Source organism: Caulobacter sp. RHG1 (assembly GCF_013181195.1).
In the GTDB taxonomy this organism is placed as follows: Bacteria; Pseudomonadota; Alphaproteobacteria; order Caulobacterales; family Caulobacteraceae; genus Caulobacter.
The window spans coordinates 105726-120840 of sequence record NZ_SMZP01000011.1 but is presented as its reverse complement, the minus strand read 5'-3'; the positions used below and the strand labels follow the sequence as shown (position 1 = coordinate 120840).

15 protein-coding genes are annotated in these 15115 nt (G+C 68.1%); 11 read left to right on the top strand and 4 right to left on the bottom strand.

The features are described 5' to 3' along the window. The first annotated feature begins 95 nt into the window (after positions 1 to 95). From E1H18_RS25385 to astB, 4 genes are read left to right on the top strand one after another with little or no spacing between them, the layout of a single operon-like run. Entirely contained in the window at positions 96 to 1340 is a 1245-nt protein-coding gene (locus tag E1H18_RS25385) for a hydrolase (RefSeq protein WP_172274759.1), read from the top strand. After that, positions 1341 to 2345 (top strand): arginine N-succinyltransferase, encoded by a 1005-nt coding sequence (locus E1H18_RS25380; RefSeq protein ID WP_172274756.1) that lies wholly within the window; start codon positions 1341 to 1343, stop codon positions 2343 to 2345. Continuing rightward, positions 2342 to 3793 (top strand): succinylglutamate-semialdehyde dehydrogenase, encoded by a 1452-nt coding sequence (gene astD / locus E1H18_RS25375; RefSeq protein WP_172274753.1) that lies wholly within the window; start codon positions 2342 to 2344, stop codon positions 3791 to 3793. Before E1H18_RS25380 ends, astD begins: the two co-directional genes overlap by 4 nt. Beyond that, on the top strand, positions 3790 to 5124 hold the full coding sequence (gene astB, locus E1H18_RS25370) for an N-succinylarginine dihydrolase (RefSeq protein WP_172274750.1): 1335 nt from the start codon (positions 3790 to 3792) through the stop codon (positions 5122 to 5124). The genes astD and astB overlap by 4 nt, the downstream gene beginning before the upstream one ends. Here astB and E1H18_RS25365 read toward each other — a convergent pair. Next, positions 5121 to 5921, bottom strand: a complete 801-nt coding sequence (locus E1H18_RS25365) for a LytTR family DNA-binding domain-containing protein (RefSeq protein WP_172274747.1) — start codon at positions 5919 to 5921, stop codon at positions 5121 to 5123. The genes astB and E1H18_RS25365 overlap by 4 nt on opposite strands. A 135-nt stretch (positions 5922 to 6056) precedes the next feature. Between E1H18_RS25365 and E1H18_RS25360 the strand changes: the two genes are divergently transcribed. After that, on the top strand, positions 6057 to 7226 hold the full coding sequence (locus E1H18_RS25360) for an acyltransferase family protein (protein ID WP_172274744.1): 1170 nt from the start codon (positions 6057 to 6059) through the stop codon (positions 7224 to 7226). On the opposite strand, the gene hspQ is transcribed toward E1H18_RS25360, so the two are convergent. Further along, positions 7223 to 7552 carry a heat shock protein HspQ gene (gene hspQ / locus E1H18_RS25355; protein WP_172274741.1) on the bottom strand — a complete coding sequence of 110 codons (330 nt, stop codon included), beginning with the start codon at positions 7550 to 7552 and terminating at the stop codon, positions 7223 to 7225. The two genes, E1H18_RS25360 and hspQ, sit on opposite strands and share 4 nt — an antisense overlap. Positions 7553 to 7712: 160 nt before the next feature. Here hspQ and E1H18_RS25350 point away from each other — a divergent pair, with 160 nt between their 5' ends. Both E1H18_RS25350 and E1H18_RS25345 read left to right on the top strand, forming a co-directional pair. Further along, positions 7713 to 8819: a Ppx/GppA phosphatase family protein gene (locus E1H18_RS25350; protein WP_172274738.1), complete on the top strand. Its 1107-nt coding sequence runs from the start codon at positions 7713 to 7715 to the stop codon at positions 8817 to 8819. Then, positions 8816 to 9526: an RlmE family RNA methyltransferase gene (locus E1H18_RS25345; protein WP_172274736.1), complete on the top strand. Its 711-nt coding sequence runs from the start codon at positions 8816 to 8818 to the stop codon at positions 9524 to 9526. Before E1H18_RS25350 ends, E1H18_RS25345 begins: the two co-directional genes overlap by 4 nt. A gap of 2 nt (positions 9527 to 9528) precedes the next feature. Here the strand turns inward: E1H18_RS25345 and E1H18_RS25340 are convergent, their stop codons facing one another. Together E1H18_RS25340 and E1H18_RS25335 are read right to left on the bottom strand one after the other, a co-directional pair. Then, positions 9529 to 9816 (bottom strand): type II toxin-antitoxin system RelE/ParE family toxin, encoded by a 288-nt coding sequence (locus E1H18_RS25340; RefSeq protein ID WP_172274733.1) that lies wholly within the window; start codon positions 9814 to 9816, stop codon positions 9529 to 9531. Next, positions 9813 to 10088 carry a type II toxin-antitoxin system ParD family antitoxin gene (locus E1H18_RS25335; RefSeq protein ID WP_172274730.1) on the bottom strand — a complete coding sequence of 92 codons (276 nt, stop codon included), beginning with the start codon at positions 10086 to 10088 and terminating at the stop codon, positions 9813 to 9815. The genes E1H18_RS25340 and E1H18_RS25335 overlap by 4 nt, the downstream gene beginning before the upstream one ends. A gap of 158 nt (positions 10089 to 10246) precedes the next feature. Between E1H18_RS25335 and guaB the strand changes: the two genes are divergently transcribed. Genes guaB through guaA form a run of 4 tightly spaced genes read left to right on the top strand, consistent with a single transcriptional unit; the run spans position 10247 to position 14977 of the window. After that, on the top strand, positions 10247 to 11710 hold the full coding sequence (gene guaB / locus E1H18_RS25330; RefSeq protein WP_172274727.1) for an IMP dehydrogenase: 1464 nt from the start codon (positions 10247 to 10249) through the stop codon (positions 11708 to 11710). Positions 11711 to 11713: 3 nt separating this feature from the next. Beyond that, positions 11714 to 12109 (top strand): MAPEG family protein, encoded by a 396-nt coding sequence (locus E1H18_RS25325; RefSeq protein ID WP_172274724.1) that lies wholly within the window; start codon positions 11714 to 11716, stop codon positions 12107 to 12109. Further along, the gene (locus E1H18_RS25320) at positions 12109 to 13386 is read left to right on the top strand and encodes an RsmB/NOP family class I SAM-dependent RNA methyltransferase (protein ID WP_172274721.1); all 1278 of its coding nucleotides are present in this window, start codon (positions 12109 to 12111) and stop codon (positions 13384 to 13386) included. Before E1H18_RS25325 ends, E1H18_RS25320 begins: the two co-directional genes overlap by 1 nt. Positions 13387 to 13417: 31 nt before the next feature. Further along, positions 13418 to 14977 carry a glutamine-hydrolyzing GMP synthase gene (gene guaA, locus E1H18_RS25315; protein ID WP_172274719.1) on the top strand — a complete coding sequence of 520 codons (1560 nt, stop codon included), beginning with the start codon at positions 13418 to 13420 and terminating at the stop codon, positions 14975 to 14977. Positions 14978 to 15115: the final 138 nt, after the last annotated feature.

Genomic DNA, 15115 nt, shown 5'->3' with positions numbered 1-15115 from the left:
AAGGCTGTTGCGCGGGCGACCGGTTACCTCGTCGGAGGTGAGCACAATTTACCCGCGGCCCTTGGTTATCGTGACTGAGGGAGGATCAGCGTTTCATGCGTCTCAATTCGGAAGATCGCGCGGTTCTGGGCCTCATCGCGCGGGATGGCGGCCGCATCGTCGATCGCGCCGTGGACTGGTGCGCAGTCAACTCCGGCAGCCGCCATCTGGCGGGGTTGGAGCGTCAGCGGCAAATCCTGCTCGACGCCGCCGCCGACCTGCCGGCCGCGCCGGTCGAGATCCCGCTGTCGCCCTCACGCGAGATCGGCGCAGACGGCCGCGAGACCGAGTTCGGCCATCCGTCGTGCCTGGCCGTCGTCGTGCGGCCCGAGGCCCCGGTCCAGGTCGTGCTGACCGGCCACTACGACACCGTCTATCCCGAAACGAGCGCGTTCCAGCTGGTCCGCACCCGTCCCGACGGCGCGCTGCACGGACCGGGAATCGCCGACATGAAGGGCGGGATCTCGGTGATGTTGGCGGCGCTGCAAGCGTTCGAGCGGCATCCCAGCGCGACTCAGGTCGGCTATCGCGTGCTGCTGTCGCCGGACGAGGAGATCGGCTCGATCGCTTCGGGGCCGGTGCTGGCCGATTTCGCCCAGCGCGGCCATGTCGGCCTGACCTATGAGCCGGCCCTGGCGGACGGGGGCTTGGCCTCGGCGCGCAAGGGGTCGGGCAATTTCCACATCGTCATCCACGGCCGCGCAGCCCATGCCGGCCGCGACTTCGCCACTGGCCGCAACGCCGTGATCGGCGCCGCGCGGGTGGCCGAGGCGTTGCACGGGCTGAACGGCCAGCGCGACGGCGTGACGGTCAATGTGTCGCGCATCGACGGCGGCGCGCCGCTGAACATGGTGCCCGATATCGCCGTGGTGCGGTTCAATGTCCGCTTCCCGGAAGCCGAGGCCGCCGCCTGGTTCGAGGCGCAGGTCGCGCGCATCCTGGAAGGCGTGAGCGACGATCTTCACGCCCACCTGCACGGCATGGTCACGCGCGGCGCCAAGCCCTTCAACGCCGCCCAGCAGCAGCTGTTCGGGGCGGTCAAGGACGTCGGCGCGCTGCTGGGGCAGGACATCACCTGGAAGCCGTCCGGCGGGGTCTGCGAGGGCAACAATCTGTTCGCGTCCGGCCTGCCCAATGTCGACACCCTGGGCGTGCGCGGCGGCGACATCCACAGCGAGGCCGAGCACGCCTTTCCCGAAAGCTTCGTCGAGCGCGCCCAGCTCTCGGCCCTGATCCTGATGAAATTGGCCAGCGGCGAGATCGACGCCAGAGCGATCCGCGCGGCCATGGGGAGTGAGTGAATGCTTGTCGTCCGTCCCGCCGGCTCCGCCGATTTCGACACCCTGATGGAGCTGGCCGTGCTGTCTGGGCGCGGCTTCACCAGCCTGCCCGAGGATGAGCCGACCCTGCGCGCGCGCCTGGCCCTATCCGAAGCCAGCTTCCAGGCCGGCGTCGCACCGCCCGAGGCCTGGTACACCCTGATGTTGGAAGACCTGGAGGCCGGGACAATCGAGGGCGTCGCCGGGGTCAAGGCCGGCGTCGGCCTCAAACGCCCGCACTTCTCGTTCCGCGTCGTGACCCTGGCCCAGTCGTCGCCGACCCTGGAGATGCGCTTCGACCACAGCGCCTTGGTGCTGGTGAACGAGTGCGCCGGCTGGTCCGAGGTTGGCTCGCTGTTCCTGAGGCCCGAGAAGCGCAAGGGTGGGGCGGGACGCCTGCTGGCCCAGTCGCGCTACATGCTGATCGGCATCGAGCCGCAGCGCTTCGCCGAGATGGTGCTGGCCGAGTTGCGCGGCTGGTTCGACGACGACGGTCGCTGCCCGTTCTGGGACCATGTGGCCAGCAAGTTCTTCCGTCTTGAGTTCGACCAGGCCGACCTGATGAGCGCCTCGACCGACGGCCAGTTCATCCTCGACCTGTCGCCACGCCACCCGATCTATACCGAGCTGCTGCCAGAGTCGGCGCGCGAGGTGATCGGCCGCGTCCACCGCGACGGCGAGGCGGCGCGGGCCATGCTGGAGCGCGAGGGCTTCCGTTATCAGGGCCTGATCGACCTGTTCGACGCCGGGCCGACCGTGGCCTGTCCGCGCGACGACATTCGCACGGTGCGCGACGCCAAGCGGCTGCGGGTCAAGCTCGGCGAGGACGCGTTCGGCGAAGAAGCGCTGGTCTCGACCAGCGCGGTGGCCCGGTTCCGGGCCGTGCGGGCGCCGGTGCTGATCGATGGCGAGACCGCCATCCTGGGCCGCGAGGCGCTGGCCGCCTTGGGCGTGCGGGACGGCGACATGGTGCGGGTGAAGGCATGAGCGGCGTGTTCATCGACGGTAAGTGGCGCGCGGGGCGCGGGCCGGAACTGATCTCGACCGATCCAGCGAGCGGCGAGACGGTCTGGCGCGAAGCGACCGCCAACGCGGCCGACGTCGCCGAAGCGGTCGAGGCTGCGCGGCGGGCCTTCCCCGACTGGGCCGACCAGCCGCGCGAGGCGCGCATTGCTGTGTTGCGCCGCTACAAGGACATCCTGGTCGAGCGCACGGCGGCCTTCGCCGAGGCCCTGAGCCGCGAGACCGGCAAGGCGTTGTGGGAGACCAAGGCCGAGCTGGGCTCGATGGCCGGCAAGGTCGATCTTTCCATCCGCGCCTATGACGAGCGGACCGGCGTCACCGAGGCCGCCATGCCTTTCGGCCGCGCTGTGCTGCGCCATCGGGCCCACGGCGTGATGGCGGTGCTGGGGCCGTTCAACTTCCCCGGCCACCTACCCAACGGTCATATCGTGCCGGCCCTGCTGGCCGGCGACACGGTGGTCTTCAAGCCCTCGGAAGAGACGCCTCTGGCCGGCCAGCTGATGGTCGAGGCCCTGGAGGCGGCCGGTGTGCCGGCGGGCGTCGTCAACCTGGTGCAGGGCGGTCGGGAGACCGGCCAGGCGTTGATCAATCAGGAGATCGACGGCCTGCTGTTCACCGGCTCGGCCGCCGCTGGGACCTTCTTCCGCCGCCACTTCGCCGACCGGCCCGACGTGATCCTGGCCCTGGAGCTGGGCGGCAACAATCCACTGGTGGTGTGGGACGCCGACGACGCTGAGGCTGTCGCCGCCCTGGTCGTGCAGTCGGCCTTCATCACCACCGGCCAGCGCTGTTCGTGCGCCCGCCGGCTGATCGTGCCGGACGACGCGTTCGGCCGGTCGGTGATCGAGGCGACCGCGGCCCTGGCGGACCGGCTGACCATTGGACCCTGGAACGGGCAGGGCGAGGCCTTCATGGGCCCGCTGATCTCGGCGCGCGCCGCCAATGCCGCCCGGGCTGTCGCCGAGACGATGGGCGGCGAGCGCATCCGGTCGCTGGGCGGCGTCGAGGGGCTGAGCGAGGCCTTCGTGACTCCGGGGATCGTCGACGTCACCGGCGTCGACACCCCCGACGAGGAACTGTTCGCCCCGTGGCTGCAGGTACGCCGCGTCGCCAGCTTCGACGACGCGCTCAAGGCCGCCAACGCCACGCGCTATGGGCTTTCGGCGGGGCTTATCTCTTCTCAATCAGAGCGTTGGGATCAGTTTCTGAATCGCATCCGCGCCGGTGTGGTCAATTGGAACCGGCCGACCACCGGCGCGGCTGGCTCGATGCCGTTCGGCGGCCTTGGGGCCTCGGGGAACCACCGCCCCAGCGCCTACTACGCCGCCGACTACTGCGCCTATCCGGTCGCGAGCTTCGAGGCCGAAACGGTCACCGATACCCTCAAGGATATCAACGGGCTGCGCGGATGAGCTCGGCGTTCGAGGCCAATTGCGACGGTCTGGTCGGACCGACCCACTCGTACGTCGGTCTGTCGCCCGGCAACCTGGCCAGCACCAAGAACGCCGGCGAGGTCTCCAATCCCCGCGGCGCGGCGTTGGAGGGCCTCCTCAAGATGCGCCGATTGGCGGATCTGGGCATCCCGCAGTTCGTGCTGCCGCCGCACGAGCGCCCGGCCGTAAGTCTCTTGAAGTCGTTGGGTTTCTCGGGATCCGACGAGACGGTGATCGAGACGGCATGGAAGGACGCGCCGGCCCTGGCGGCGGCGGCCTGCTCGGCCTCGCCGATGTGGGCCGCCAACGCCGCCACCGTGACGCCCAGCGCCGATGCTGGCGACGGCCGTGTCCACCTCACGCCGGCCAATCTGCTGACCAATCTGCACCGCAGTCTCGAAGGGCCGCAGACGACCCGCGCCCTGCGTCGGCTGTTTCCGGACGAGAGCCGTTTCGCCGTCCACGACCCGCTGCCGGCCCAGCCGCACTTCGCCGACGAGGGCGCGGCCAACCATGTGCGGCTCTGCGCCGAGCACGGCGCGCCGGGCGTCAATCTGTTCGTCTGGGGCCGCGAAGCCTGGGGCCATTGGGATGGTCGCTTTCCGGCTCGCCAGACTCGCGAGGCCTTCGAGGCGATCCAGCGTCGCCATGGCGCGGCGCGGGCGGTGTTTCCACAACAGGGCAAGGCGGCGATCGAGGGCGGAGCGTTCCACAACGACGTCGTTTGCGTCGGCACGCGTGAATGCCTGTTCTTCCACGAGCGCGCCTTCGAGGATCGCGCGCTGACGGAGCGTGAGGTTCGCACCGCCGCCGAAGACCTGTTCGAGCCGGCCTTCGTCGAGGTGTCCGAAGCCGAGCTGCCGATGGCCGATCTGGTGGCCAGCTATCTGTTCAATTCGCAGCTGCTGGTCGTTCCCGGCGAGGACCGCCTGGTGTTGCTGGCCCCGGCCGAGACGCGCGACAACCCGAACGCCTTCGCGGTCGCCGAGGGGCTGGCGTCGTCCAACGGCCCGATCGGTCGGGTCGAGTATGTCGACGTCCGCCAGAGCATGCGCAATGGCGGGGGTCCGGCTTGCCTCCGTCTGCGGGTGGTGCTGACCGACGATGAGCTGGAGGCGACCAATCCTGCCCAGCGCTTCACGCCCGGTCTGCACACGACGCTCGCCGACTGGATCACGCGCCGCTATCGCGACCGCCTGGCGCCGGCCGATCTGGCCGATCCGCTGCTGCTGACCGAAAGCCGCGAGGCGCTGGACGAGCTAACGACGATCCTGGACCTGGGCGGCGGCTTCTATCCGTTTCAGCGCTAGCCGCGGATCGCCGCCAGGGCCTGGGGGAAACGCCGAGACAGGGGGACTTCGAGCTCGCCCAACTCCACGGCGTAGTCGCCTGAGCCCTCGGGCTTGAGGCCGGTGACGCGAGTCGGATTGACCAGCCAGGACTTGTGGCTGCGGACGAAACCGTGTGGCGCCAGGCCGTCCAGCGCTGCGCCCAGCGACGAGCGTGTCAGCGGGCGGCGGCCGTCGGCCAGCACGAACTCGGCGTAGTTGCCGGCCGAGCGCACGGCCAGGATTTCAGACACGGGAACCCGGATCATCCGTGCGCCGTCGTTGATGTCGAACGTGGCCGGAGCGGCGGGGGCGGGGGTCTCGGTCGCTCTGTGAGCGCCGCGGCGCAGCGCCACCCAGAAGATTACCGTCGCCATGCCGTAGGACAGCATGTCCTTGCGAAACTCGTAGGGAAACTCGGTCGACAGCGGGCCAAAGTCATAGTGTTCGCGCAGCAGATGCCAGTGCGCCCACGTCCGCAGCACCACGAAACCGGCGACGTGCAGCGCCGAATAGACCAGCACCGCGACCAGATGCGCCGGAACCGCCAGCCACCAGCGGGGCTCCGTGCGCGCCGTCCATATCGCCATCCCGGCCGGAATGCCGAACAGGCAGAAGATCGTCAGGGCGCTGCTGACCTCCCAGATCATCGGCGCGATCAGGCCTAGCCTGGGAGCGTCGTGCTGGATGGTCAGGACATTGATGAAGGCGAAGGCCGCCACGATGGCCATGCCCAGCAGCCAGGCGCGCTTGAGCCATGTGCGCTCTTCGCCGGTCATCCCTGAAAACGCGCCTTTGAGCCCGAAAGGCCTGCCGGATGTCCCGGCGAGCGCCCGCTGATCCCCGGACGCTTGGCCGCGCCGGGCGGCATGGGTCACGTCGTCGGCAACGCCTTTCAAGCTGGACGCCCCTTGATGACCACGACCGCCGTCCCCCTGGACCGCCGCTACGACCTGGACTGGATCCGAGTCGGGGCGTTCTTCCTGTTGATCCTCTACCACACCGGCATGTTCTACGTGCCGTGGGAGTGGCACGTGAAGACGCCCCATGTGGTCGAGGGGCTGATGCCGGTCATGCTGCTGACCAATCCCTGGCGGCTGACCCTGCTGTTCCTGGTCTCGGGCGCGGCGACGCGGTTCCTGGCCGACAAGTCCACAGTCGGGAAGCTGACCTGGGCGCGGATCTCGCGCCTCTTGCCGCCGCTGCTGTTTGCGATGTTCGTGATCGTGCCGCCGCAGTCCTACTACCAGATCGTCGAGTACATCGCCGCCCATCCCGGCGCGTCGCTGACCGTCGACAACTTCTGGCTCCGCTATGTCACGGCCTCGGGCGACTGGTGCTGGACGGATGGCGAGTGCCTGACCACTCCGACCTGGAACCACATGTGGTTCGTGGCCTATCTGTTGTTCTACAGCCTGGTCCTGGCGGTCATGCTGCTGGTCTGGCGCAGGGCGGGAGATCACATTCAGGCCGGCGCGGAGCGGGTGCTGAAGGGCTGGGGCCTGTTCGTCTGGCCGATCCTGTTCCTGGGCCTGGCGCGCACCCTGCTGATCAGGTTCGGCGAAACCCACGCCTTGGTCGGAGACCACTATGTCCACGCCGTCTCGTTCAGCGCCTTCCTGCTGGGCTTTGGGCTGGCCAAGTCCGAGATCCTGCGCGATCGCCTGACGGCCGTGCGCTGGCCGGCGTTGATTCTCGCGATCGTCGCCTGGGCTGGGTGGGCCAGCTATGTCTGGATCTATCGCGCCGATGACGCCATTCCGCCTCAGCCGCTGATTCAGGCGATGCGCTTCGTGTTCGCCACCGACACCTGGTGCGCGATCGTCGCGATCCTGGGCTTCGGCGCCAAGCATCTGACCAAGGGCGGTCCCGTGCTGCGCTACCTGACCCTGGGCGTCTTCCCGTTCTATCTCGTGCACCAGACCCTGACCGTGGTCATGGCCCATCACCTGGCCAAGCTGGGCCTGCCGCAAGGGCTGGAGGGCGCTATCCTGGTCGCGGGGACTTTCGCGGGATGCTTCGCGACATACGAGGCCGTGCGACGCCTTCCGGTCGTGCGAGCCCTGTTTGGCCTCAAGGCCTAGTGCGAAATCCGGGGGCGCAGCTTGTAGAGGCCGTGGTCGAACGACTCGAAGATCACGGCCGTCTGCGGATGGCCGACCGGTTCGCCGCTGTCATCGGGCAGCAGGTTCTGCTCGGAAACGTAGGCCACGTAGCTGTTGTCTTCGTTCTCGGCCAGCAGATGGTAGAAGGGCTGGTCCTTGGTCGGCCGGATGTCTTCCGGGATCGACTCCCACCACTCCTCGGTATTGGCGAATACCGGGTCGACGTCGAACACCACGCCCCGGAAAGGGAAGATGCGGTGCCTGACGACCTGGCCGATCGCAAATTTGGCGAGTCTCGAGTTCATGGCGTCAAGGATACCCAGCGCACCTGACTGAAACCTGAACGGTGAGACTTCCGCACCCGGATGACAAGCGGGCGCCTTCCGGCAGGCGAGTGGCATGTTATGGTCGAGTCGAAGTGAGGCTTCGCGATCGTATGCGAGGCCTGCGAGACAGGTAGAGACCATGTCGGAGGCGCCCCGCGCGCCCGGCGCCCCGAACGCGCGGCGCCGGCGGTCTCAGGACGATGCCGCATGCTATGCGGCGCTCGATCTGGGGACCAACAACTGCCGCCTTCTGGTGGCGACGCCTTCGCCGCGCGGATTCCGCGTCGTCGAGGCCTATTCCCGCATCGTGCGCCTGGGTGAGGGCCTGTCGCAGACCGGCCAGCTGTCCGAGGCGGCCATGGACCGTTCGTTGGCGGCCTTGAAGGTCTGCGCCGAGAAGATCCGCCGCCGCAAGGCGCTGCGCGTCAAGGCCGTGGCCACCCAGGCTTGCCGAGGGGCGACCAACGGCGCCGAGTTCGTACGCCGGGTCCACGAGGAAACTGGTCTTAAGCTGCAGATCATCAGCCCGCGTGAAGAGGCCCAGCTTTCGGTCGCGGGCTGCATGAGCCTGTTCGATCGCCAGCAGGATGCGGCCCTGGTGATCGACGTCGGCGGCGGCTCGACCGAGCTGTCGTGGGTCGACCTGAAGGGCGGGGGGCTGGACGCCAAGCCGCGCCAGTTCGCCGCCTGGAAGTTGCCGATCAAGGCCTGGCTGTCGATCCCGGTCGGGGTCGTCACCCTGTCCGAGCTCTTCCCCGAGGGCGAGCGCGGCGACGAGGCCTGGTTCCGGGCCATGGTCGACGACGTGAAGAGCCGGATCGACGGTTTTCCGCACGCCGAGGCCATGCGGCCGATCTTCGAGGAGGGCAGGGCGCATCTGGTCGGCACTTCCGGCGCCATCACCAGTCTGGCGGGCCTGCACCTTGGCCTGCCGCGCTACGATCGCAACGTCGTCGACGGTCTCTGGATGAACCGCACCGACTGCGATGCCGCCTCCGACCGCCTGCTGGGCCTGACTGCCGCCGAGCGGGCCCTGGAGCCCTGTATTGGCGCCGATCGTGCCGATCTGGTGCTGGCCGGCGCGGCGATCCTGCAGGCCGTTCAGGAGCTTTGGCCATGTTCGCGCGTGCGCGTCGCCGATCGAGGGCTTAGAGAAGGCCTCCTGATGTCCCTGATGTCCGACCAGCAGAAGCGCCCGCGCCGGCGCCGTCGCGGCGGCGCATCCAAGAAACCGGTGCCCGCATGAGCGACGAAGAGCCCCCCCGCAAGCGTATGGTCAAGCCGCCGGCCGGCGGCACCGAAGGCGGCCGCGCCAAGCCGGCGCGCCTGAAGACCGCCTATGGCCGCACGCCCAGCCAGCAGGCCTGGCTGGAGCGCCAGATCAACGATCCGTTCTCGGCCAAGGCCCGCGCCCTGGGCTATCGCAGTCGTGCGGCCTTCAAGATCAGCGAGATCGACGAGAAATACCGGTTCTTCAAGAAGGGCGCGAAGGTCATCGACCTGGGCTGTGCGCCCGGCGGCTGGCTGCAGATCGCCGTCGAGCGTGGCGTCACCGACCTTGTGGGCATCGACCTGCTGCCCGTTGACCCGGTCGCGCCGGCGCATCTTCTGGAGATGGACTTCACGGCCGACGACGCGCCGGGCAAGATCCTGGAGCTGCTGGACGGCGCGCCGGACCTCGTGATGTCGGACATGGCGCCCAATACCGTCGGCCACCGCGAGACCGACCACCTGCGTATCGTGGGCCTGATCGAGATCGCCGCCGAGTTCGCGATCGACACCCTCAAGCCCGGCGGCAGCTTCGTCGCCAAGGCCTTCCAGGGCGGCGAGACGGCCGAGGTCATCGCCCGGCTGAAGAAGCACTTCGAGCGCGTCCAGCACTACAAGCCCAAGGCCAGCCGCGCCGACAGCTCGGAGGTGTTCCTAGTCGCGACGGGGTTCAAGGGGCGGTAAGGCTAGGAGAGGTCGGTGATATCCTGCGCGCCGTCCAGTATGCGCACGATCGAGATTCGATCGACCTCGACCCGATAGAGAATGAGGTAGCGGCTGCAAGGCGCGCGCCTGACGCCGTCGGCCTCACGGCCTTCGACGAACTGATACACATAGGGCTGTTTCCCGAGCGTGGCGCATTTGGCTTGCAAGGCTCGGATGACCTTGCGGGCCGCGTTGGGTCTATCTCCAGAAATCCAGACCGCGATCGCGTGAAGATCGCGATCAGCCTGTTCTGAGAAGATGACCTTCATTCCTCGGCGAAGCCAGCTGGGCGGGCCAGCAGAAGATCGAGTTCGGCCTCGACGCTGGCGAATGCATCTTCCATCGATATCGTCCGTCCGGCTTCGAGGTCCGCCAACCCCGCATCGATCGCCGCGTGAAACACTGCCAGCTTGGCTTCACGCTCCTGCACAAGGCGCACGCCCTCGCGCAGCACCTCGCTCTTGGAGCCGTAGCGGCCGTTCTCGATCAGATCGGTGACGGCGGCTTCCAGTTGCGGACCTAGATCGACGCTGATGGCCATGGGCTGTCTCCTGAATCCAATATCTATTATTGGTCGCGCTCAGGCAAGGTTCCGAGCTGTCACACGGCCATCGCAAAATTCCTTGGCGGTTCCCGTCTCCAGCGGCTCGACAACCGGCGGCCTCGCGGCTATATCCGCGCCGCAAAATGGAGACTCCGATGGAGATTCGCGAAGGGCTCACCTTCGACGACGTTTTGCTCGAACCCGGCCCGTCAGACGTCATGCCTACCCAGGTGACGACCGAGACCCGGTTCACGCGTGAAATCAGTCTGAACATTCCGCTCGTGTCCGCCGCCATGGACACGGTGACCGAAAGCCGCCTGGCCATCGCGATGGCCCAGGCCGGCGGCATGGGCGTCCTGCACCGCAACCTCACCAACGAGGAGCAGGCCGACCAGGTGCGCGAGGTCAAGCGCTACGAAAGCGGCATGGTCATCAACCCGCTGACCATCCACCCCGACACCACGCTGGCCGAGATCCGCGAGATCACGGCCCGCCGCAAGATCTCGGGCTTCCCGGTGGTCGAGCGCGGCAGCGGCAAGCTGGTCGGCATCGTCACCAACCGCGACATGCGCTTCGAGGGCGACGCCAACGTCCCGGCCTCGGCGATCATGACCCGCGAGAACCTGATCACGGTGGCCGAAGGCGTCGATCAGCGCGAAGCGCGCGAACTGCTGCGCAAGCACAAGATCGAGCGTCTGATCGTCGTCGACGAGGCCTACCGCGCCGTCGGCCTGATTACGGTGAAGGACATCGAGAAGGCCCAGGCTCACCCCCTGGCCGCCAAGGACGACAAGGGTCGCCTGCTGGTTGGCGCGGCCTCGACCGTCGGCGACGCCGGGTTCGAGCGCTCGATGGGCCTGGTGGACGCCGGCGTCGACGTCGTCGTCATCGACACCGCCCACGGCCACTCCAGCCAGGTCGCGCAAGCGGTCTCGCGCCTCAAGCGCGAAGCCAACCGCGTGCAGATCGTGGCCGGCAACATCGCCACCTACGACGCCGCTCGCGCCCTCATCGACGCCGGCGCCGACGCGGTGAAGGTCGGCATCGGCCCAGGCTCGATCTGCACCACCCGCATCGTCGCGGGCGTGGGCGTGCCGCAGTTGACCGCGATCATGGAAGCCGTGCGCGCGGGCCGCGAAAGCAACACCCCGATCATCGCCGACGGGGGCATCAAGTACTCGGGCGACCTGGCCAAGGCCATCGCCGCCGGGGCCTCGACCGCCATGATGGGCTCGATGTTTGCCGGCACCGAAGAGGCGCCGGGCGAGGTGTTCCTGTACCAGGGGCGCTCGTACAAGAGCTATCGCGGCATGGGCTCGGTGGGCGCCATGGCCCGCGGCTCGGCCGACCGCTACTTCCAGAAGGAAGTGACGGACAGCTTCAAGCTGGTGCCGGAAGGCATCGAGGGCCAGACCCCGTTCAAGGGTCCGATCTCGCCGGTGCTGCACCAACTGGTCGGCGGCCTGCGCGCGGCCATGGGCTATGTTGGCGCGCCGACCATCCCCGAGCTGCAGGAGCGTGCGCGCTTCGTGCGGATCACGGGCGCGGGCCTGCGGGAAAGCCACGTCCACGACGTGATGATCACGCGCGAAGCCCCCAACTATCCGAGCGCGGTCTAAGCGATGCGGATGGCCTTCGAGCTCCAGATGGTGGCGGTGGCGGTCCTGATCGGGATCGTCAACCTGCTGTGGGCGGCCGGCGCCGCCCAGCCCCAGCGGGGCTTGAAGTGGAATGTTGGTCCGCGCGACCAGGCGCTCGAACTGACCGGCATGGCCGGCCGGCTCGAGCGCGCCTTCGCCAACTTCCGCGAGACGTTCCCGTTCTTCGCGGCTCTGGTGGTGATCGACTATCTGGGTGGCCGCCTGGGTGAGATCACCACGATGGGCGCGCTGATCTATGTGATCGCCCGCGCGGTCTACATCCCGCTTTATGCCTTCGGCGTGCCCTATGTGCGCAGCTTGACCTGGGTCGCCTCGATGGTCGGGATCTTGATGTTGCTCGCGGCCCTGGTGGTCTGATGCGCGACGGTGGACGGGTTTCAGCAGCGATCGAGGTTCTGACCGAGATCGAGGCGCGGCATTTTCCGGTCAAGATGGCGCTCAAGCGCTGGGGCGAGGCCGCGCGCTACGCCGGCTCCAAGGACCGGGCGTTCGTGTCTGGCCTGGTGCTCGACGCGATGCGCCGCAAGCGCTCGCTGGGCTGGAAGATGGGCGATACGAACCCACGCGGCGTCATGCTGGGTGTGCTGGCCTTCACGTGGGGCTGGACGCTTGAGCGCATCGCCGAGGCGGCTTCCGAAGAGCACGGCTTCGGCGCGCTGACCGACGCCGAGCTTGAGCGCCTGGCCAATCCAGTGTCGCTGGACGCTGCGCCAGCCCCAGTAGCCGGCGACTATCCCGACTGGCTGGAGCCACACCTGGCGCGCGCCCTGGGCGCCGACCAGGCGATCGAGATGCAGGCCCTGGCCGAGCGCGCGCCGGTCGACCTGCGGGTCAACACCCTGAAGGCCGACGCCGAGCGCGGCGCCAAGGCCCTGGCCCCGATCCACGCCGCACCGGCTGGGATCCTGCCCAACGCCTTCCGCATCCCGGCTCCGGCCGCGGCCGATCGCACACCGTCCGTCGAGGCCGTGCCGGCCTTCTCCAAGGGCTGGTTCGAGGTTCAGGACCTGGGCTCGCAGATCGCCGCCGCCGTAGCCGGTGAGGTCAAGGGCAAGCAGGTGCTGGACTTCTGCGCCGGCGGGGGCGGCAAGACGCTGGCCCTGGCCGCCGCCATGGGCAACACCGGCCAGATCTTCGCCCACGACAGCGACGCCCGCCGCCTGGCCGACACCATCCGTCGCGGCCAGAGGGCAGGGGTCCGCAACCTGCAGATCCGCTCGCCGATCGAGGCCCAGCCGCTAAAGGGCCTGGAAGGCAAGATCGACGTCGTCTTCGTCGACGCCCCCTGCACGGGCGCGGGCACCTGGCGCCGCCATCCCGATGCGAAATGGCGGCTGTCGCCCGACCAGCTGGCCAAGCGCCAGATCGAGCAGGACAGCGTCCTGGAGGACGCCTCGACCTTCGTGAAGGCCGGCGGCCGCATGGTCTATGTCACCTGCTCGCTGCTGACCGAGGAGAACGAGGACCGCGTCGCCGCCTTCCTCGAGCGCCATCCTGAATTCACCGCCAAGCCGATCGCCCTGGACGGCGTCACCCACGTGACCCCCGAAGGCTATCTGCGCCTGACCCCGCATCGCGCCGGAACGGACGGCTTCTTCGCCGCCGTGCTGGAGCGATCCTCCTACACGCCCTGACCGCAATCGACCGACCGCTGGAGCCTTGCCGATGACCACCGAAACCCACCACCAGCGCGTCCTGATCGTCGACTTCGGCAGCCAGGTGACCCAGCTGATCGCGCGCCGGGTGCGCGAGGCCGGCGTCTATTGCGAGATCCATCCGTTCGACAAGGCCGAAGCGCTGGTCGACGCCTATGATCCGTCGGCGATCATCCTGTCGGGCGGCCCGGCCAGCGTGCTGGAAGCCGACAGCCCCCGCATCGGCCGCAAGCTGTTCGACCTGGGCGTGCCGCTGCTGGCCATCTGCTACGGCCAGCAACTGCTGTGCGACGTGCTGGGCGGCAAGGTCGAGGGCGGCCACGCCGGCGAGTTCGGCCGCGCCGAGCTGACCATCGGCAAGCAAAACCCGCTGTTCGAAGGCCTGGCCGATGTCGGCGGTCTGGAAACCGTCTGGATGAGCCACGGCGACCGCGTCACCGCCATTCCGGAAGGTTTCGAGGTCGTCGCCACGTCGACCGGCGCGCCGTTCGCCGCCATCGCGAACGATGAGAAGAAGATCTACGCCGTCCAGTTTCACCCCGAGGTGGTTCACACGGTCAATGGCAGCAAGATCTACAAGAACTTCCTGGGCCTGGCCGGCCTGAAGGGCGACTGGACCATGGCGGCCTTCCGCCAGGAGATGGTCCAGAAGATCCGCGACCAGGTCGGCGACGGCAAGGTGATCTGCGGCCTGTCGGGCGGCGTCGACAGCTCGGTGGCCGCCGTGCTGATCCACGAAGCGATCGGCGACCAGCTGACCTGCGTGTTCGTCGACACGGGCCTTCTGCGCAAGAACGAGGCCGACCAGGTCGTCACCCTGTTCCGCGACCACTACAATATCCCGCTGGTCCACGTGGACGCCGGCGACCTGTTCCTGGGCGAGCTGGCCGGCGTCAGCGACCCGGAGACCAAGCGCAAGACCATCGGTCGCCTGTTCATCGACGTCTTCGACAAGGAAGCCGCCAAGATCGATGGCGCGGCGTTCCTGGCCCAGGGCACCCTCTATCCCGACGTCGTCGAGAGCGTCTCGGCCCGCGGCGGCCCGTCGGCGGTGATCAAGAGCCACCACAATGTGGGCGGCCTGCCGGACTACATGAAGCTGAAGCTGGTCGAGCCGCTGCGCGAACTGTTCAAGGACGAGGTCCGCGCCCTGGGCGTCGAGCTGGGCCTGGCCCCGGCCTTCGTCGGCCGCCACCCGTTCCCCGGTCCAGGCCTGGCCATCCGCATCCCCGGCGAGATCACGCCCGACAAGGTCAAGGTCCTGCAGGACGCCGACGCCATCTACCTCGAAGAGATCCGCAACGCCGGCCTCTACGACAAGATCTGGCAGGCCTTCGCGGTGCTGTTGCCCGTCAAGACGGTCGGCGTCATGGGCGACGCTCGCACCTACGAAAACGTGCTGGCCCTGCGCGCGGTCACCTCGACCGACGGCATGACCGCCGACTTCTTCGAGTTCCCCTGGGAAATCCTCGGCAAGACCGCCACGCGTATCATCAACGAAGTCCGCGGCGTCAATCGCGTCGTCTACGACGTGACCAGCAAGCCCCCCGGCACGATCGAGTGGGAGTGACGGGGCGTCTTTCAGGAGCGTTCGGCTGTGATTGAGAATCTGGCGTAAGTTTCTGAAATAAAAAGTGTTTTCATTCGTTTAGGAGCGCTGGCAATCGCCAGCGCTCTTTTCGTTTGTCGGCACGGGCGACGGCGTTGC